A 19668-nucleotide genomic window follows, 5' to 3' on the forward strand; every position below is an offset into this window, starting at 1 on the left:
CCGTCGCGGCCGAGGCCACCTTCTGTCCTGCTTCTGTCCGTCAGGAGAAACATGACGGCGTGGACCGGCGACGGCTGCGACCCACCACCCGACAAGGAGGTCGACGTGGATCATGGGCAGGAACCACTGTCGGAGGCCCAACAGCGGCGAGTGCTGGAGCTGTTCGGCGCCGAACTGCGCGCGGCCGTCGCGCGCCGGGCCGACGGCGATCCGGACCGCGCGGCGCTGGCGGCGTATCTGGAGTCGCGGCGGGCGTTGCTGGAACAGGGCGCGCTGGGACAGGGTGCTGAGAAACGCTCCGCGAAACGGTCCACTGATCGGCCGGCCATCAGCTCTTGAACGGGTCGGACACCCGCGCACGCCAGGCTCGGCTTGCTCGGCCGAATGCCTGCGCGTGCCAGACCGCCTGCGCAGCCGAATCAGCCTTCGGACACGATCGCCTTGCTCGGCCGAATGCCTGCGCGTGCCAGACCGCCTGCGCGGCCGAATCAGCCCTCGGACACGATCGCCAGCACCGCCGCCACGATCCGGTCGATCTCCGCCGGATCGCTGATCAGCGTCAGCGCGCGCTCGCCGGCGTGCACCCGGTCGTGCGGCGGCCGTGCCTGGGCGTCCGGGCCCTCCGCCGCGCCGAACACCGTCCGCACCACCGATGCCACCACGGCGTGCGCCGGCTCCCCGGTGCCGAGCCGCCGGCGGATCTCCTCCAGCGCCGCCTCGGCGAGCGCGGCCAGCCGCTGGTCGTCCTCGTCGGCGCCGCTGACCAGGCGGAGCGGGACCGGCTCGGCCGCCGCGCCGCCCGGATGCGCGACGACCGGGGCCTGCTTGCGGCCCAGCGGGCGCTCGACGTAGTCGGCGTGCCAGCGGGGGCGGGTGCGCATCGCCGTCAGCACCGTGTCGACGTCGCGCTGCACCCGGTGCGGATCGCTGCCGGGCCAGTCGCCGGTGGCCTCGGCGCGGCGCTGGGCCCAGTCGTCCAGCGGCCACAGCCCGATCCCGGCCGTGGTCGGGACGCCGACCCAGACCAGGATGCGCAGCGCCAGCTCCGACAGCCAGGGGTCGCCGCCCAGGGCGGTGCCCAGCCAGGCCGGCAGGCGCGGGCGTTGCAGCGCGCCGCGCTGGCCGCGCTGCCGCCGGTGCGCGTCGATGGTTGCCGGGGAGATCCGCGTGGCGATCCACGCCGCCAGATTGCGGATCGGGGTGTCGGCGTGGTCCAGGACGTGCTCGACGACCGCGCCGACCGCGTCGTGGAAACCGTCCAGACACTCCGGCAGCATCTTCTGGAACGACGCCGCGCACCCGCGATGGCCGCGCCGGCGCTCGATGTCGCGGGTGAGCCGCTCGAACACGATCGGCCAGGCGACGCTGTAGACCTGCCCGGCGAGCCGGCGGCGCGCCTCCGGCGAGCGGGCCGCCGTGTCTGCGAGGGTGCCGGACCGGGCCAGTTCGGCCACGCCGGCGGTCCCGGCGGGGAAGACCGGATCGGCGGATGCCACGGACGCCAAAGCGACCTCCTGGTGGGAGATGAGAGCTCGGGGTGTCGACCGGCGGCTGGTGGCCGCCGCGGCGGCGATACGCGCAGACATTCTGCGACCGCTCAGGACACCGGACTGGCCAGGTTCCGGCCGCGAATCGCGATTCTGGCCACGGCGCGGCCGGCTCGGCGGTGGCGGCGAGTGGCGAGGTGTGTGCGGGGGCTGATGTTCGGCGGGAGCGGGAGCGGGCGCGGGCGCGGGGCGGTGGCGCGGGGTGTGCGGTGGTCGGGGAGGGAGCTGGTCGCGGCGCGGGTGGCCGGAACTTGCTGAGCCGGGACCCGCTGAGCCGGAACTTGCTAAGCCGAGACCCGCTGAGCCGGAGCCCGGCTGTCCGGAACTCGCTGAGCCGGAGCTCGGTGAACCGGAGCCCGCCGCGGCGACCGCCGCCTGATGCAGGTGCGTAGTGGCTGTTCGGAGCATCGGCGCCGACGCGGCAGGTCCGGTCGTTGGTCGGCCGGACCTCGCGGTGATCGGCGCCGAAAGCGGTTAGTAGCTGTAGCGCAGGTTCGTCGTCCGGGCCAGTACTCGCGCCCGCGCCCCGATGGCGGCCAGCCGCCGCGCCGCGTCCTCTTGCAGGCTCAGGCCGGCGGCGTCACCGGCTTCGAAGCACGACCGCCCCAGCAGGAGCGCCGCGCGCACCGTGTCGGGGTGTTCGGGACCGAGGGTTCGCAGCAGCCGTCCGTGGGTTTCCTCCTCCAGGGCGAGCGCCTCTCCGTGCCGGCCCAGTGCCCGCAGGTCGAAGGCTGTCGCGAGGGCGTCGCGCAGTGCGTCGGGGTGGCCGGGCCCGAGCTCCTCCGCGAAGGTCCGCGCCGACGTGAGCCCGCGTGCGCCGGGCTCCAGGATCCGGGTCTGCCGTCGCATCGTGCCTTCCAATGACCCGGCTGCCAAGGCTGCGGAACTTGCGGAGGTCGCAGAAGCCGCGGAGGTCGCAGAAGTCACCGAGGCCCGCACCAAGGGCCGGGCCACCGGGGTCAGCGCCGCCGCCTGCCGGAGGTCGCCGAGCCGGTACCGGGCCTGGGCCAGTCGCTCGGCGGCGGCCACGGCGTCCGGGCCCAGGGCCCACTGCTCCTGCGCGGCCTGTGCGAGGTCCCGCGCGGTGCCAGCGTCGGCGTGCACGACCAGGTAGTGCATCACGTCCAGCAGCAGTGAGCGCCAGCCCGGGTCGTCGGCGGTCGCGGCGCGGTCCTCGAAGGCTGAGAAGCCCAGCGCGAGCACGTGCGGCAGCAGCAGCCGGTAGGTCCGCACCGCGGACGGATCGCGCGGGTCGGCCCGGGGCACCGCGGCCAGCCAGCGGCGGGCGGCGGTCGCGGCGGCGGCGAGTCCGGGGCGGTCGGCCTGGCTGCGGAGGAACGCCTGGAACAGCGGGAACGGGTGGAACGCGCCGGCCTCGACCGGGAGCAGGCCGCTGCGGGCGACGGCGGCGCCCAGGTCCAGCAGCCGGAGCGGGTCCGCGCCGGCTTCGGCCAGGCCCGGCGGCGCGGACGCGGCCCCGGTCTCGAAGAACGCGAACGGCACCGGCGCGGCGGCCAGCATCGCCAGGCAGCGGACCAGGTCCCCGGACGCCGGGGCCTCGGCGGCCAGCCGGTCCAGGGCCAGCGACCACGCGGCGGCCAGCGACGTCGGGTAGCTGTACGTCTCGCCGCGCGCGAGCAGCTCGGCGGTGCGCTCGGCCAGCAGTTCGGCGTAGCGGGCCGGGCCCAGCGGCGCCGCGGCCAGGAACGCGGCGGCCTGGCCGACCGCGGCCGGCAGGTCGTCCAGGGCAGCGGCCAGCCGGTCGAGCACCGCCGCCGGCGCCGGCCCGAGCCGCGCCCCTAGCAGCCGCACCGAGTCCGCCCGCGGGAACCGGCCGACGTGGCACGCGGCCGCCGCCAGCTCGCCCCAGGCCCCGGTCCGGGAGGTGACCAGCAGATCGCCGCCGTCCGCCAGGGCCAGGTAAGGCGTCAGCTCGCCGGGGTCGCCGACGCCGTCGAACACCAGCAGCCAGCGGCCCCGGTGGCGCAGCGCCCGGGCCAGCGCCGGCACGACGGCGGTCACATCCGGCACCTCGCCGAGCGCCAGCCCCAGCGCCTGTGCCAGCGTCGCGAGCTGCGAGGGGACCGCGTCCGGCCGGTCCGCGGCGATCCACCACGCCACCGAGTGCTCGGCCTCCCGGCGCACCGCGTACTCGATCGCCAGCCGGGTCTTCCCGGTCCCGATGCCGCCCCAGACCACGACCGGCCCCGCGCGCCCGGAGCCGCGGACGGCGTGCACGGCCTCGTCGAGCACCGCGACGCCGGCGGGCCGGTCCAGGTGGTGCGGGCCGATCGGCGGGATGTTCCGCAGCGGCGGGTCGGGGGTCGGCGAGGGCGAGGGCGAGGGCGATAGTGACGGCGAGGGCGACGGAGACGGAGACAGCAGCGACCTGTGCGTCCCGGCCGGCAGCAGCGGCCGAGCCACCGGCGGACACGTCACCGGCGGCCCCAGCACCGGCCAACCCACCCGCGGAGGCATCACCGGCGCCCCCATCACCGGCGCGATCCGCTCCACCAGCGCCTCGATCGCCCGGTCGGTGGCCGTGCCCCGGTGGTCCATCGCCACCGTCTGGAGCTTCACCAGCTCGGCCAGGTCCGCCGGCAGGTCCGCCGTCCCCGGCCGGGTCGCGCCGGACACCAGCAGCGGGATGACCAGCTTCCCGGCGCGCAGCGCCTCGGCGATCTCGGCCCGCACCCAGTCGTCCGGCTGGTGCAGGCGCGGGCCGCGCTCGTCGGCGACGGTCAGCCAGCGCGGCCCGATCACCGCGATCACCACCGCGCTGCCGCGATGGTGGTGCCAGATCGTCGCCGCCCAGTCGGCGCCCGGCGGGATCGACTCGCTGGAGCGGAACACCGCGGCGCGGCCGAATCGGGCGGACAGCTCCCGCTGCACGGTCCACGCGGCATAGGGGTCGTCGCCGTTGCGGAAGTTCACGAAGATCCGCGCGGCGGGTTCGGTCGGCTCCGGCATCGCTGTCCCCACGGTCCGTCAGATTCCTTCGATGGCACGCGATCGGGCCCGCCGCCGCGCCCGGGGTTCTCCGGTGACGGCGCCGGCGTCTGCTCGCTCTCTTCTGACGGACAACGGGAGACAGGGCCGAACGATGCAGGATCGCACCAAACTGTTCGGTACGGAGCTGCGCGCCCGGCGCGCGGCCGCGGGCCACTCGCTCGCGGCGTTCGCCAAGCTCGTCCACTACAGCAAGAGCCACCTGAGCAAGGTCGAGACCGGGGCCAAGGCCCCGAGCCCGGACCTGGCCCGGCGCTGCGACAGCGTATTGGAGTGCGGCGGACAGCTCGCCGGGCTCGTCCCCGTCCCGGCGGCGCGGGAGACCGCGCACCCGCAGGGGGTGACGGAAACCGACGCGGGTGAGGTGTGGGTGTTGGCGCTTGACGATATGGGGACCAACGTGTTCCGTCCGGTGTCCCGGCGCGAGCTGCTGGCGGCCGGCGGAGTGGTCGGCCTGGGAGCGGGTGTGGCGGGCGTGCCGGGCATGTCGGGGCTGGGTTTCCCGGCGGCCGGGCGCGGTGCCGCCTCCGGTCTGGGCCCGGCCGAGGCGAAGGAGGCGGTGGCGGTCTTCCGCACCGTGTTCGACGAGCTGCGCCACCAGGGTCAGCGCCTGACGGCGCACCTGGTGGTCCCGACGCTGGTGGCGCAGACGCACGCGCTGCGCACGCTGGCCAAGGCCATCGGCGGCCAGGACCGGGCCGACGCCCTGACCCTGGCCTCCCGGTACGCCGAGTACACCGGCTGGATGGTCCAGGAGCAGGGCGACGACCGGCTCGCCGGCTGGTGGACCGACCGGGCGGTGGAGTTCGCCGAGGCCGGCGGCGACCGGGACATGGCCGCCTACGCGCTGGTCCGGCGCGGGCTGATCGCGCTGTACCAGCACGACGGCCGCCTGGTCGTGGAGCTGGCGCGGCAGGCCCAGGCCGGCACCGGCGACCCCCGGATCAGGGGACTGGCGGCGCAGCGCGAGGCCCAGGGCCTGGCGGTGACCGGTGACCACGACGGGTGCCTGCGCGCCCTGGACCGGGCCGCCGGGCTGCTGGCCCAGGCGGCGGCCGCGACGGGTGCGGTGGTGGCGACGGCGGCGACGTCGTCAGGTGGGCTGCCCGGGCCGAACAGGGCCGATCCTGCCACGGGAACGAACGGAGCCGACGGAACGAACAGAGCCGACGACGTCAACGGAGCCAACGGAGCTGCCGGAGCCAACAGCGCGAACGGAGCCGCCGGGCGCACTGTCTCGACCGGTTCGACCAGCCAGACCGGCGCGACCGGCGCGACCGACCTGACCAGCCAGACCGACCTGACCAACCTGACCAGCCAGAACCCCCGCACCGGCCAGCCCAACCAGACCGGCGCGATCAGCCGGCCCGGCCAGCCCAACCAGACCACCCCGACCAGTTCCCCCACCTCGACCGGCCCGGCCCGACCGCCCGGCCCGGCCGCCGCCCCCATCATCGGCTCGGCCCACGTCCCGGACCAGGTCGCGGTCGCCACCGGCTGGTGCCTGTTCGACCTCGGACGCCCGCGCCAGGCCGCCGACATCCTGCAACGCGAACTCGCCCGCATCCCGGCCGACGCCTACCGGGCCCGCGCCCGCTTCGGCGCCCGGCTCGCCCTGGCCCTGGCCGCCTGCGGCGAACCGGAGCAGGCCTGTGCGGTGGCCGACGACGTGCTCGACACCTACGACCGGCTCCAGTCCGCGACGATCCGCGTCGACCTGCGCGGACTGTCCCGGGACCTGAACCGGTGGCCCAGCCACCCGGCCGTCCGCCGCACCCGGCTGCGCCTGGCCGACGCCCTGCGGACCTGAGGGTTTCCCGTTTCCACTCGCACGGGCCCGGGACAACGCCTTTTCCAGGCCCGGGCCCGCCGGAGAGGGTGGTGCATGCGACCCGTTGGGGGAGTTCGCGACAGACGGAGGGGAGGGCCGCACATGGAGTCGCATGCCGGAATCCGGGCACTGCTGGCGTGGATCCTGGGGCTGATCGGCTGATCGGCACCACCGCAGGGGGCACACAGGGGAGGGGCACCGGCCCCTCCCCGTTCCATTCGCCGCGAAGGCGCGGCGCCGAGCCGTAGGGGAGCCGCATCAATGACGCTGTACGCCCTTATCGTGGGCATCGACGACTACCAGCCGCCGACCGCCGGGTTGCACGGCGCGCGCCGCGACGCGCTGGCGGTCGAGGCGCACCTGCGGGCCCGGATCCCGGACGAGCGGCTCAGCCTGCTGAGACTCACCGACACCGAGGCCACCCGGGCGGCGCTGCTCGCGGGCTTCCGCAAGCACCTGGGCCAGGCCGGGCCCGGCGACACCGCGCTGTTCTGGTTCAGCGGCCGCGGCTCGGCGGTGCCGCTGCCGCGGGAGTTGGCGCACTTGGACCTGGGTGGCACGGTCCAGACCCTGCTGTGCGCGGACAGCCGGCAGGGATCGGTGCCCGATCTGCTGGACAAGGAGGTCGCGCTGCTGGCCGCCGACATCGCCGCCGCCGGTGCGCATGTGGTCCAGGTCCTGGACGCCGGCCGTGGCGAGGGGGCCTCCCGGGCCGCCGTCTCGTGGTCCGCGACCGGCGCTGCCGAGACCCTCCGCCCTGGCCCGATCGTCCCCTGGTCCGCTATTGGCGCGACTGCCGCGATTGGTGCGACCGGCATCTCCGGCGCCCTTGGTTCAGCGGCGGCCACCGCAGCGGCGGCGGCAGCAGCCACTTCCGCAGCTGCCCCCGCCCTTGGTTCAGCGGCGGCCACCGCAGCGGCGGCGGCAGCAGCCACTTCCGCAGCTGCCCCGATACCCGTGACCGACATCGAACTCTTCCTCGACGGCACCGAACCGGAGCGGGTCGAGATCGGTGACGCCTCCACCGTCCGCTGGACCCCGCCGGCCCCCGAGCCGCCGTCCGCCGATGCGTTGCTGGCCGAGCTACGGCAGGTCGGCGGGCCCGACAGCCCGCGTGCCGCCGGGCTCTCCGCAGCCCCGGTGCTCCTGACCGCCTGCGGTCCGCACGAACCGGCCCTGGAACTGCGGATCGGCGGCGCCTTCCGGGGCGTCTTCACCACCGCCTTGCTCGACCGCCTGAGCCGGCAGCCCGCCGCGACCTACCGCCGGCTGCTCGACGACACCCGCGACCTGGTCCGCCTGCTGGCCCCCGGTCAGCGTCCGGCCCTCGTCCCGGCCGCCGCCGTGCCCGGTGGCGGACCGGCCGACCTGCCGTTCCTCGGCGGCCCGGCGCGGATCCCGCCGTCGCGGCTGACCATGCATCACCGGAACCGGGTCTGGACCGTCGACGCCGGGGCCGCCCACGGCCTCGTGGCCGGTCCGGCCGCCGATCCGACGGTGGTCGCGGTGGTCGGCAGCCGGCCGGTGCGGCAGGCCCGGGTGGTGGAGGTGCGGGCCGAGCACAGCGTTCTGGAGCCGATCGGTTGGCCGCCGGACGCCCTGGACCGCCGCGCCAGCCACTCGGTCGTGCTGGCCCGGGTTCCTTTACCCGCCGAGCCGGTGCGATTGGAGACCGCGGCGGCCGGCGAGTACGTCGCGCCGCTGATCATCAGGACCCTGGCAGTCGCCGGACCGGGCGGGACGCCCTCGCCGTACGTCCGGGTGCTCGACCCCGGCGACCGCGGTCGGCCGCCGACGGTCCGGGTGCGTGCCCTCGGGCCGGGGATGGTCCAGCTCTGCCGCGCCGACGGCGGGCCGGTGGCCGTGCCGCGCCCGTGCCGCTCGGCCCAGCAGGCCGCCCGGATCGTGGCCGAGCTGGAGCACATCGCCCGTTGGCGCCTGGTCGCCGGGCTGGACAACCCGGTCTCCCGGCTGGCCGGCGCGGTGCGCGTGGAGCTGGCCGCGGTCCGTACCGGGCAGGCCGTCGACCGCTTGCAGGACCCGCCGCTGCCGCTGCTCCCCGACGGCACGCTCACCGTCAACTACCGCCGCCTGCCGGACGGCGGCTGGCAGGCGCCGCTGGTGTTCGTCCGGCTGCGCAGCACCGCCGACCGGATGCTGTACTGCGCGCTGCTGCACCTGACCGACCGGTTCGGCCTGCACACCGACCTGTTCCCGGGGGAGTGGGTCGGCGCCGGCCACGCCGTCGCGGCGCAGCGCGGGCGGCCGCTGCGGATGAATCTGCCGCCGGGCCGGCCGGTGCGGCCCGGGGCCGTCGCCACCTCCTTGTTCAAGGTCCTGATCTCGGAGAACCCGCTGAACGCCGCGCCGTTCGCGCTGCCGCGCCTCGGCGAGCCGATGCCGCAGCCGCCGGCGGCGTCGGGCCCGCGCTCGGCGCTGACCGGGGTGCAGGACCGGCTCGGGTTCCTGGCCCGGCCCCACGGTCCCGGCTACGGCCCTGGCCACAGCCCCGGCTACGGCCCCGCCCCCGGTCCCGACCCGGCCGACCCGGCGGTCCCCGGCACCGGGGACTGGGCGGTGGCGACGCTGGCGGTGACGGTCCGGGTGCCCGGACCGCGCCAGCCGCCCGGCCCCGGCCCGCGGGCCGGCGGGTGAGTCGGCGGGTTAGCTGACCGGTCCGCCGGCCGACGGAATCCGGACCCTGATCTCCTTCGAATGTACGAGTTCTGCGAAACCCGGCGCCGCGCCCGGCGCGTCGGATCGGGTTTTCGGTGATCCGCGCGACCTGCGTCGTTAGGCTGGTCGCGGGAGGGATGCATGACGTCGTCGAACAGTCTCCTGGTCCAACTGCTGGACCAGGAGTTCCGGAACCAGCGCCGCGGATGGGGCCTGCAATCCGCCGACCTGCGCTCCAGGACCGCGGGCCAGCGGCTGCTCAGCCATGTCTACGGGGTCACGCCCGAGGACTCGCCCGGCGAGGTGCGCCGCAAGGCGGTGGCCGCCGTGCGCCGCCTGAGCGCCGACTTCCCCGACGAGATGCGCCTGGCCGTCGAGTACGCGCTGGCCATCTCCCCCGACGCGCAGTGGCGCAGCCTCTCCGAGCGCGAGCACAGCCTGGCCCAGACCCTGCTGTGCAGCGCCCGCACCGCGCGGCGCCGCGTGCAGGACGCCTTCCAGCGGCTGGCCGAGGAGGCCGCCGCGGAGTACGAGCGCGTCAACGACCAGGCCCGCACCCCCGACGGCGCCGACGAGGGCTGGGCGGTGCGCAGCCTGGAGTCGCTGCTGCGGCTGGACACCCCGATGCCCGAGGTGACCGAGACCCGCTCTGTCGTCGCGCTGCGGCCCGGGCTGCGGCGCATCGTCACCCGGTTCAGCCTGCCCCGGCTGCCCGACGGCGTGCCCGCCGCGCCCGACGTGGTGGCCGAGGTGCAGTACGGGGCGACGCTGCGCGCCCCGGCCCGGCGCGAGGGCGAGGGCCATTTCCTGCACGTCCTGGACCTGCCCCGCGAACTCGGCGTCGGCGAGCACCACGAGTACTCGATGACGTACCGGATCCCCGAGGGCTATGTCATCCGGCCCTACTACGCGTTCGTCCCGCTGGTGGCCTGCGACGCCTTCCGGCTGCGGGTGCGGTTCGGCGCCGACCGCCTGCCGAGCCGCGTGCGGCGCTTCCACGGCGTCCCGCCGCGCCGGCTGCTCGACCGGGACAGCCCCGGCGAGCCCCTGGAACTCGACGCGGTCGGCGAGGTCGCGCTGGAGTTCGACCGGATCCGGGCCGGGTTCGCCTACGGGATCGCCTGGCAGCCGGCGGTCGGCGACACGCGGTTCGAATAGGCCCGCAGGACCCTGACTCTGTCTCATGAGCCGCGATAGACCAGTGCGGCCGCCGCCGCGCCGAGTTCCGCGTCCGGCGTCGCGGCAAGGACATCGACGCAACCGGTGAGCAGGGCGGGCAGCCGCTCGCCGGCCCGCTCCGGATCGCACAGCCACCGCCGGGCCCTGCGGACCGCCTCGGCCGGCGGCTGACCGCGTTCGACGAGTTCCTGATGGACGACGAATATCGCCAGAGCCGCCAGCGGCCCCGGCACCGGCCGGGTCCAGCCGACGACCCCGCCGAACCCGGCCGCGAGCAAGCGATCGGCCAGCGGCGCGAACCGGCCCGGGGGAAGGACCACGAGCCCACCGGCGGCAACGTCGGCCGAATCAGTACCCAGATCGAGAACGTCGCCGTCGGCCAGCTCCAGCATCCCATCGGGCGCGACGCCACAGTCCAGATGCAGCAGCGAAGCGTTCAGATGCGCACGGACCTGCTCGGCCGTGCCCGCGCCCCCGACATCCTCCACGACCCGGCCCAAGCCTGTGGACCGTGGATACAGAAGTCGCCGCAGCACCAGGGCCAGCATCGTCGCCGCCTCGCGATCGCCCCGCGGATCGACCACGAACACCGGATCCGCGACCACCGGACGCACCGGACGCCCGGCCGCCGCCACCAGCTGCCGCACCGACCCGAACCAATGTGCTGCGATCCCCGGCGGATCCCCGCCGACGGCCACCAGGCGCTCGCCGACCGGCACGTCGCGGCCGATCCGTCCGGTCGCCACCTCCAGCACCAGGCCCGCGACCGGGTCCGGGAACAGCAACGTATCGGCGCCGAGGACGCGCAGGGCCGACTGAAGGCCGGTGAGCCGCAGGGCGACGGTCGAAAGCGTCCCGGCCGACCGGAGCTCCGCGAGCAACAGCAGGACGGGGATGGCGTCCGCCTGCGTATCCGGCAGGATCCTGGCGGCGGTGAGCGCATGGGCGTCCGAGTCCGGTAATCCCTTGAGATGGAGCGCTGCCGCGTACAGCAGATGATCGACACCGGTCGGCGCCACGTCGGCGAGCACCACACCGCCCGCCGACGCCACGAAATCGTCGATCCACGGCGGCGCCTCCCCGGCCCGGAGCAGGCCGGCCACCGTGTCCAGGACCTCACCCGGCCCCGCCAGCAGCTTCCTGACTTCGTCGCGAAGCCCTTCGACCGCCTCCGTCCTGAGCGGATCCTCGGAGAAGACCAACGGCTCGGACACGTCGATCTTGGTCTGCCGGAGGGTCTGGAGCGTCTGGAGGGTCTCGACCACACTCAGCGGCCCGGTGGACCCGCTCAGCATGTCCCGCAGCGCCTCACCCATCGTCGTGACCGTCCGCGCCATCCACCGCAGTTCCTGCGGCACACCGGGATCGGCATCCACGAGCGCCAGGTGTTCCAGCCCGCGCTCGACGTCGGGCAGGTCCGCCGCCCCCGCGCCGCCGCCGGTCCGCGCGACCACGGTGCGTGCCGCCGCCGGTCCCTGCATCCGGCTCAGCGCCCGCATCAGCAGAAGCATGCCGAGGATCATGTGCGCGCTGAGCCGCTGCACCGGACTGACCGCACCGGAGGCCAGCGCCTCGCCGATCAGCGCTATGGCGCGGTCCCGCCGCGGATCCTCCGGCCCGGTCGGCCCGGAGATCAGCCGACTGCCGATCAGCATCCCCAGGACCGCGCCGCAGCGGCTCCGGTACGGATCCCCGGGCGCCAGGCGGCCGTACGCCTCGTCGAGCGCGTCGATCGCCTCGCGCAGATACGGCTGCGCGGCCGCCGTCGTGACCCCGGTCCGCTGATGCAGGTACGCGCACACCTGCCCCAGCTCGTACAGCGGCCGGGCCCGGTCCGGTCCGGCCAACTCCGACAGCTGGGCACGCAGCCGGGCACGGCGGGCCAGCACCTCGTCGGTCATGTCTGATTCCTGACGGACAGCTTCCCCGTTCGCGCTGACAGCGACCGGGCCCGGACCGACCCGGCTCGACCCGACCCGGCCTGTCCTGTCCGGTCCTGTCCATCGTTCGACCCGAAGCAGAGACAGACCACTGCGATCGGCTAGACTGGCCGCTCTCCCGTCAGACTCCCATGACGTGGCACTGCGCATGCAGGACGCAGTCCGAGAAGACCTCTTCGCCGCGGATGATGCGCCGTTCTAGCTGTCCGAGAACGCACAATCCTCAAGGAGCGAAATGGAACTCGACTTCGACACAGCCGTGTTCGACAAGGAGTACATCGAGGTCGCGGATCACCGCGAAGCCATCGTCCGCGGCGGGCGGCACCTGCTCCCGCTGCTGCCCGCGGCCTTCACCGGCGTCGACCAGATCGGCGTCATCGGCTGGGGCCCGCAGGGCGCGGCGCAGGCGCAGAACCTGCGGGACTCGCTCGGCGACGCCGTGCGGGTCAAAGTGGGCCTGCGAGAAGGTTCGGCGTCCCTGGACGAGGCGCGCGACGTCGGCTTCACCGAGGACACCGGGACGCTCGGCGAGATGTTCGACGTCATCGCCGAGTCGGACCTGGTGATCCTGCTCATCTCCGACGCCGCGCAGGCGGAGCTCTACCCGCGGATCTTCGAGACCCTCAAGCCGGGCGCGACGCTCGGCCTGTCCCACGGCTTCCTGCACGGGCACCTGTCCAACGTCGGCGCCGACTTCCCGCCGCATGTCGACGTGATCGCGGTCTGCCCCAAGGGCATGGGCCGCTCCGTCCGGGCCCTCTACGTGCAGGGCGCCGAGGTCAACGGCGCGGGCATCAACGCCAGTTTCGCGGTGCACCAGGACGTGACCGGCCGCGCCACCGAGCGGGCCCTGGGCTGGGCCGTCGGCCTCGGCGCGCCGTACGTCTTCCAGACCACGCTGCGCTCGGAGTACGTCTCCGACATCACCGGCGAGCGCGCGATCCTGCTCGGCGCCGTCCACGGCATCGTCGAGAGCCTTTACCGCCGCTACACCGACCAGGGCATGTCCCGCGCGGAGGCGTTCACCAACTCGGTGGAATCGGTCACCGGCCCGATCTCCGGAATCATCTCCCACGAGGGGATCAAGGCGGTCCACGACAGCCTCTCCGCCGCGGACCGCGAGGTCTTCCGCACCGCCTACAACGCCGCCTACCCGGTCGGCGCGGAGATCGTGCAGGAGATCTACGACGAGGTCGCCAGCGGCAACGAGGTCCGCAGCGTCGTCCTGGCCGGCCGGCGCCTGCCCGCCTATCCGATGGGCAAGATCGACCAGGCCGAGATGTGGCTGGTCGGCGCCGACGTCCGCGCCCGCCGCGACGGCACCCCCGCGCCCCTGAACCCCTTCACCGCGGGCGTCTACTGCGGCGTGATGATGGCCCAGATCGACGTCCTGTGGCGGGCCGGGCACCCCTACTCGGAGATCGCCAACGAGTCGGTCATCGAGAGCGTGGACTCGCTGAACCCTTACATGCACGCCCGCGGGGTCGCCTACATGGTCGACAACTGCTCGGTCACCGCGCGCCTGGGCTCCCGCAAGTGGGCACCCCGCTTCGACTACCTGCTCGCGCAGGCGGCGTACCCGCCGATCGACGCGAAGCAGGAGATCGACGGGACGCCGTTCGCGTCCTTCCTGGCGCATCCGGTGCACGCGGTGCTGGCCACGTGCGCGGGGCTGCGGCCGTCGGTGGACATCTTCGTGGACTGACGGTTCGGCCCGTACCAGGCCCACTCCCGAGATTCGTCGCCAGGCGCGAGGGCCGCCGGCCGGCCTGGCGACGAGTCCGGGAAACCGGCCGGATCGCCCGATCCCGATCTCTCGGGTTATCAGTGGTGATACGAGTAGCCCTGTCGTCGTTCGTCGTTCACCTCGCCGTTCCCGACGCGATTTCCGGCACCAACATGCTGTGTCGCGGCAGGGATGGGAACTCACCAAGGAGACTCGATGAACACAAGGTGGCATGTGGCTGCCGGTTTGGCGCTGGTAACGTGCACCATCCCGCTCACCGCCGGGACGGCGGACGCGACGGCCGGGCACGGCGCGCGTGGCGCCTTCACCGTGGCCGTGTACGGCGACGCCCCGTACGGGACCACGCCGACCGACACCGCCGAGTTCCAGGCGACGCCGGCGTTCATCGCGGCGGTCAACGCGGACCCGGATGTCAGCACCGTGATCCACGTCGGGGACATCCACTCCGGCAAGCAGTACTGCACCGAGGCGTACGACCAGTCCATCGCGGCGCTGTGGAAGACCTTCGCCGACCCGCTGGTCTACACGCCCGGCGACAACGAGTGGGCCGACTGCCACAAGGCCGCCGAGGGCGGCGGCAAGTACAACGCGGCCACCGGCCAGGTCGACCCGGTCCTGGACCCGGCCACCGGCCAGCCGGTCGACTACGCCGCCGGCAACCCGGCCGCGAACCTGGACCTGGTCCGCCGCACCTTCTTCGCCCGGCCCGGGCACACGCTGGGCAGCGACACGCTGCGTGTGCTGTCGCAGGCCGAGGTGCCGAACTGGGCGCACCCGGAGGACTCGAAGTACGTGGAGAACGTGCTCTGGGTCCGCAACGGCACGCTGTTCGTCACCATCAACGTGCCCGGCGGCTCCAACAACGACGCCGACCCCTGGTACGGCGCCCCGGCCGCCTCGCCGGCCCAGCAGGACGAGGCCGCCCGCCGTACCGCCGCCGACCTGCGCTGGCTGGACACCGCCTTCGCCCTGGCGCACTTCGGCGGCGTCTCCAGCGTCGTGGTGACCACGCAGGCCGACATGTGGGACCTGGACGGCAAGACCAACGCCCACCTGACGAACTACGAGCCGATCGTCTCCAGCCTGGCCTCGCACACCACCGCCTTCGGCAAGCCGGTACTGCTCCTGGTCGGCGACTCGCACGTCTACCGCTCGGACAACCCGCTGCAGCAGGGCTCGCCCTGCACCGGCGACCAGGACGTCTGCTCCTACGACGCGTGGAACAGCCACCCGTCCTACAACGTGCCGAACTTCCACCGCATCGTGGTGCACGGCAGCACGATCCCGCTGGAATACCTGAAGCTGACGGTCTCGCCGCTGGCGCACAACCCGACCACCGCGACGTCCTTCGGGCCGTTCACGTGGAGCCGGGTGACCGAGAACTGATTCGCGGTACCGCTTGAGCGCTCGGCCCGGGCCGGAAGCCCGGGCCGAGCGGTGTCTTTCCTCCGATCTCAGTACCGGTTCCGGCTTCAGTCGAATCTGAGGTCGAACTGCTCCGACTGCCCGATCGACGTCGCACTGGCGATCAGCGACGACGCCCCGCCGTTCGGCGCGGTCACGTAGTCGTTGTTCGCATGAGCGCGCAGGCTGACGCTGCCGATGCCGTTGGCCACCAGATCGAACTTCTCCCACGGCCCGATCGCCGTGCGGTTGGCGATCAGCGCCGACGCGCCGGCGTTGTCCGCCGTCACGATGTCGTTGTTCGCATGCGCCCGCAGGCTGGTGGAGCCGTCGCTGTTGGGAATCAGGTCGAAGGTCTCCCAAGGCCCGACCGCCGTGCGGTTGGCGATCAGCGGGGCCGCGCCGGCGTTCTCGGCGGTGACGTAGTCGTTGTTCGCGTGCGCGCGCAGGCTGACCGGGACGGTGTCGGCGACGAGGTCGAACTCCTCCCAGGGGCCGATCGCCGTGCGGTTGGCGATCAGCGGTGACGCGCCGGCGTTGTCCGCCGTGACGATGTTCTGGTTGGTGTAGGACCGGAGGCTGACGCTGCTGTCCGCGTTGTGGATCAGGCCGAAGACCTCCCAGTTGCCGACCGCGCCCCGGTTGGCGATCAGCGGCGCGGCCCCGTTGTTGTCGGCCGTCACCCAGCTGGAGTCGGACAGCGCCATCAGGTTCACCGTGCCGTCGGTGCCGGTGACCATCTCGAACTCCTCGGCCCGGCCGATCGAGGCGGCGTCGGCGATCAGTCCGGTGGTGTTGTTCGGCGCGTCGACGTACTTGCCGTTCGCGTGGGCCTTCAGGCTGATCACGGAGGCGCTGGTGCCGAAGGTGGTGGTGTTGTTCGCGTACCCGGCGGCGGCGATGTTCGCCTGCACCGCGTTCTCGGTCGCGTCGGAGGGGAAGCCGGAGGTGACGGCGCCTTCGAAGAACTCACCCTTGCCCAGGTCGCTGTTGTCGCCGCCGGTGCCGAGCTCGATCGAGTTCTGCACCTGCATCGGGTTGTACCCGGGGGTCGGCAGCGGCCCGGAATAGGACTGGTTCAGCCCGCCGGACTGCCCGTTGCCGTATTTCAGGGTGAAGTTGGTGGTGCCGTTGTTCTTCTCCCAGGCGGTGACGAACGAGCCGGTCTCGCTCGGGATCGACGGCGGGTTGGGCCCGGTGTTGCTGAAGTACATGCCGTTCTCGAGGTCGCCGCCGACCCACGGCCCGGAGCCCGTGCAGCCGCCGGTCCAGCACGCGGTGCCGTAGTAGATCGCGTTCATCGTGCCGTTGCCGTCGTCGCTGTCGTTGGTCTCGGCCGACCCGAAGTCGAAGCAGCAGCTGCTGCTGGTCAGGTTGGACGACGTCAGCATGTACTCGCCCTCGGGCTGCGAGCCCGTGGGCACGTTCTTCGCGGCGTTGTCGCGGTATCCGGTGCCGACGCTGTTCACGAGCACGCCGTAGGCCGGCTGCCCGCCGATCGTGACCGGCAGCGCCATCGCGTTCGCGCCGATGTCCGAGCCGTTCGGGCCGGGGCCGGCCAGGCCGCCGGAGCAGCCGGCGCACGACTTGCCGGGGGAGATGCCCAGATTGTTGGCGTTCGGCGTCTGGTCGTACAGCAGCGTGATCGTGCACGTGGTGCTGAAGCAGAACGTGACCTGCGGCGAGGAGTTGACCACGCCGCCCGCCGAGCGCAGCCCGATGTTCAGGGTGCTGCTGTCGGAGGCGCGCTGGATCTGGTAGAGCGGGCCGTTGTACGCCGAGTACATCGCCCGGGTGGTGCTGTACGCCGCCTGGCACGGCGTGCTGCCGGCCGCGTAGATGTCGCACGGCGCCGACGCGGCCGCGGCGGCCTTGGTCGTGGTCGAGGCGAGGATCGGCATGGCCATGGCCAGCGCCAGCAGGAACACGACCACGAGCCGCGGGCGCGGCCGGAGTCTCTTTTCAAAGAGCACGGATACCTCCAAGGGAGACACGCGAGCACGAGCGGGCACGCGCCGCCCCCAGCGGCGCATCGCACATGTTCATCCGAGTATTGACTTAAGTCAAGGCTGTTAACGGAATCTCTCGCGAAGTTTGGAATGATCTCGCGCATAAGAGGGAGTCCGAACTCTGAGAAAACGGGAGCCGCTCTGCGCAACCCCGACAGCCCGGCTCCCAGGAGGCGGTTCGACGCCTGGGAGCCGGGCTGTCCGTACGAGGTAGATCAGTTCTCTGCTAGCAGGTCAGGTTGCCTCCGGCGGGGACGCCGAGGATGGACGTGAACGACTGGTAGTCGTTGACGCGGTCCTGCATCTCACCGGTGTTGCCGCCGTTGCACTCGATGCCGTTGATCGCCCGGATCGTGGCGCCGAACCCGGAGCCGCCGACCATCGCCTGGTGCGAGGTGACGGAGCTGCCGCCGGTCCCGGTCATCCAGTACCAGAGCGCGGTCTGCCAGGAGATCGCGGCGTTGGTGGAGACCAGGTCGGGGTTGTCGAGCAGGTCGATGCCCAGGGAGTCGCCGGCGGCCTTGTAGTTGAAGTTCCACGAGATCTGGAGCGGGCCGCGGCCGTAGTAGCTGTAGGTGCCGGCCGGACAGCCGTAGGGCTCGGAGGCGCAGTAGTTGCCGGACTGGTCGATCTCCTTGATGTAGACCAGGCCGCCGGTCTCATGGTCCACGTTCGCCAGGAACGCGGCGGCTTCCTGCTTCTGCACCGTGGTGCTGCCGGTGGTGGCGAACGCCGGGTAGGCGCTGAGCGCCGTGACCAGGCCGCTGTAGGTGTAGAAGGAGTTCCGGCCCGGGAACATCTGGTTGAACTGCGCCTCGCTGACGACGAACCCGCCGCCGCCACCGCCGCTGCCCCCGCCGGGCAGGGCCCAGTTCTGGTTGGCGCCGCCGGCGCAGTCCCAGATCTGCACCTGCGTGCCGGAGCCGCCCCAGCCGGTGTCGTCCAGGCACCGGCCCGAGTTCGGGTTGACCAGCGTCCCGTTCCGCGGCTGCCAGACCTGGGCGGCGGTGCCGTTACAGGTGTAGAGGTCGACCTTGGTGCCGTTGGCGGTCCCGGCCCCGGCCACGTCCAGACACATGCCCAGGACCTGGATCGTGCTGTTCGAGGCCACCGTCCACTGCTGGGCCCCGGTGCCGTTGCAGGTGTAGACCTGGACCGGGTTGAACAACGCGGTGCCGGCGCCCCGGTCGTCCAGACACAGGCCCTGGTAGCCGGTGATCGGTCCGGTGCCGGCGGCCTGGGCGACGCTCGCCGCGCCCACTCCGATGCCGACGAGGAGTGCGACGGTGCCGAGCATCGCGAGAGCGCGACGTCGGGCTCTGCGATAAAGCGGTTGCTTGCTGGAGTCCATCTGGTGGGTCCTGCCTTCCCGGTCGGTGATGCGTTGGCGGTCAGTCGGTGATCAGGTCGAACTCCTCCCAGGCGCCGATGGTCGTGCGGTTGGCGATCAGCGACGAGGCCCCGGCGTTCTCGGCCGTGACGTACCGGCCGTTGGCGGCCGATCGCAGGCTCACGCTGCCGTCGGCGTTGTGGACGAGGGTGAACGTCTCCCAGGCGCCGACCGAGGTGCGGTTGGCGATGAGCGGGGACGCGCCGGCGTTGTCGGCGCAGACGATCAGGTTGTTGGCGTGCGCCCGGAGGGCGATGGCGCCGTTGCCGGCGTCGAGCAGATCGAACTGCTCCCACGCCCCGACGGCGGTGCGGTTCGCGATCAGCGCGGCGGCGCCCGCGTTCTCGGCGGTCACGATCAGCCCGTTGGCGTGCGCGCGCAGGCTGACGACCGTCGTGGTGCCGCCGGAGCCGGAAACCGGCTGCGTGGGCCGGGTCGCGGTCAGCGCGATCTGGCCCTTGAGCATCCGGCCGCCGTCGTTGGTCAGGCGCAGGTAGTAGTCCGAGGAGCAGGCCGTGCCGTCCGAGTCCAGGGCCGACAGGCCGGAGCCCACCGGCGTCATGGAAGCGTTTTCGGCGGTCTTGGCGATCTGGTTGCCCTCGCCGTACTCGTCGAACATGGAGATGTAGATGCCTTGCGCGCCGACGCGGACCATGTTGTAGAACTGGCGCCACATGAAGTCGCCGTGGGCCCGCTGGTTGGCCGAGACGTCGCCGGGCAGCACGCAGGGCTGGTAGTCGACGCCGTTGGCGGTGCAGTCGGCCTGGTCCGGGACGTTGATGTTCTGGTAGACGGAGTCGGAGTCGGCGGCGTTGCCGATGGCGCCGACCATCCAGGGGGAGAGCATGTTGAAGGCGTGGTAGACGCTGAGGTATCCGGGGCGTGAGCCGCCGACGCCGGTGCGCCATTCGCGGGGTACGCCGCCGATGACGTAGC

At 73.1% G+C, this 19668-nt stretch carries 11 protein-coding genes and 1 pseudogene; 6 read left to right on the forward strand and 6 right to left on the reverse strand.

Annotated elements, in window-relative coordinates:
- Positions 1-51: 51 nt before the first annotated feature.
- Positions 52-339 carry a hypothetical protein gene (locus ABD481_RS36740; RefSeq protein WP_344670472.1) on the forward strand — a complete coding sequence of 96 codons (288 nt, stop codon included), beginning with the start codon at positions 52-54 and terminating at the stop codon, positions 337-339.
- A gap of 149 nt (positions 340-488) precedes the next feature.
- Here ABD481_RS36740 and ABD481_RS36745 read toward each other — a convergent pair whose 3' ends face one another.
- The gene (locus tag ABD481_RS36745) at positions 489-1496 is read right to left on the reverse strand and encodes a hypothetical protein (protein ID WP_425559381.1); all 1008 of its coding nucleotides are present in this window, start codon (positions 1494-1496) and stop codon (positions 489-491) included.
- Positions 1497-2021: 525 nt separating this feature from the next.
- The gene (gene fxsT / locus ABD481_RS36750) at positions 2022-4529 is read right to left on the reverse strand and encodes an FxSxx-COOH system tetratricopeptide repeat protein (protein ID WP_344670474.1); all 2508 of its coding nucleotides are present in this window, start codon (positions 4527-4529) and stop codon (positions 2022-2024) included.
- Between the two features lie 121 nt (positions 4530-4650).
- On the opposite strand from fxsT, the gene ABD481_RS36755 reads away from it, so the two are divergent.
- The 3 genes from ABD481_RS36755 (at position 4651) to ABD481_RS36765 (ending at position 10221) form a co-directional block, all read left to right on the forward strand.
- Positions 4651-6366, forward strand: coding sequence for a helix-turn-helix domain-containing protein (locus ABD481_RS36755; protein WP_344670475.1), 1716 nt, complete (start codon positions 4651-4653; stop codon positions 6364-6366).
- A 282-nt stretch (positions 6367-6648) separates the two neighbouring features.
- On the forward strand, positions 6649-9042 hold the full coding sequence (locus tag ABD481_RS36760) for a caspase family protein (RefSeq protein ID WP_344670476.1): 2394 nt from the start codon (positions 6649-6651) through the stop codon (positions 9040-9042).
- A 162-nt stretch (positions 9043-9204) separates the two neighbouring features.
- On the forward strand, positions 9205-10221 hold the full coding sequence (locus ABD481_RS36765) for a serine/threonine-protein kinase (protein ID WP_344670477.1): 1017 nt from the start codon (positions 9205-9207) through the stop codon (positions 10219-10221).
- 23 nt (positions 10222-10244) lie between these two features.
- Here ABD481_RS36765 and ABD481_RS36770 read toward each other — a convergent pair whose 3' ends face one another.
- Complete coding sequence (locus ABD481_RS36770; protein ID WP_344670478.1) at positions 10245-12143, reverse strand: CHAT domain-containing protein; 1899 nt, start codon at positions 12141-12143, stop codon at positions 10245-10247.
- Positions 12144-12417: 274 nt separating this feature from the next.
- Between ABD481_RS36770 and ABD481_RS36775 the strand changes: the two genes are divergently transcribed.
- Positions 12418-13887: a ketol-acid reductoisomerase gene (locus ABD481_RS36775; protein WP_344670479.1), complete on the forward strand. Its 1470-nt coding sequence runs from the start codon at positions 12418-12420 to the stop codon at positions 13885-13887.
- Between the two features lie 237 nt (positions 13888-14124).
- Positions 14125-15315, forward strand: coding sequence for a hypothetical protein (locus tag ABD481_RS36780; RefSeq protein WP_344670480.1), 1191 nt, complete (start codon positions 14125-14127; stop codon positions 15313-15315).
- An 86-nt stretch (positions 15316-15401) separates the two neighbouring features.
- Here the strand turns inward: ABD481_RS36780 and ABD481_RS36785 are convergent, their stop codons facing one another.
- The 3 genes and pseudogenes from ABD481_RS36785 to ABD481_RS36795 all read right to left on the reverse strand — a co-directional run.
- Positions 15402-17306: an arabinofuranosidase catalytic domain-containing protein gene (locus ABD481_RS36785; RefSeq protein ID WP_344670481.1), complete on the reverse strand. Its 1905-nt coding sequence runs from the start codon at positions 17304-17306 to the stop codon at positions 15402-15404.
- A gap of 262 nt (positions 17307-17568) precedes the next feature.
- The gene (locus ABD481_RS36790) at positions 17569-18693 is read right to left on the reverse strand and encodes a glycoside hydrolase family 19 protein (protein WP_344670482.1); all 1125 of its coding nucleotides are present in this window, start codon (positions 18691-18693) and stop codon (positions 17569-17571) included.
- Positions 18694-18733: 40 nt separating this feature from the next.
- Positions 18734-19668 (reverse strand): annotated as a pseudogene (locus ABD481_RS36795) (lectin); the annotation flags it as partial.

Origin of the sequence: Catenulispora yoronensis, from assembly GCF_039531695.1 — a bacterium.
In the GTDB taxonomy this organism is placed as follows: domain Bacteria; phylum Actinomycetota; class Actinomycetes; order Streptomycetales; family Catenulisporaceae; genus Catenulispora; species Catenulispora yoronensis.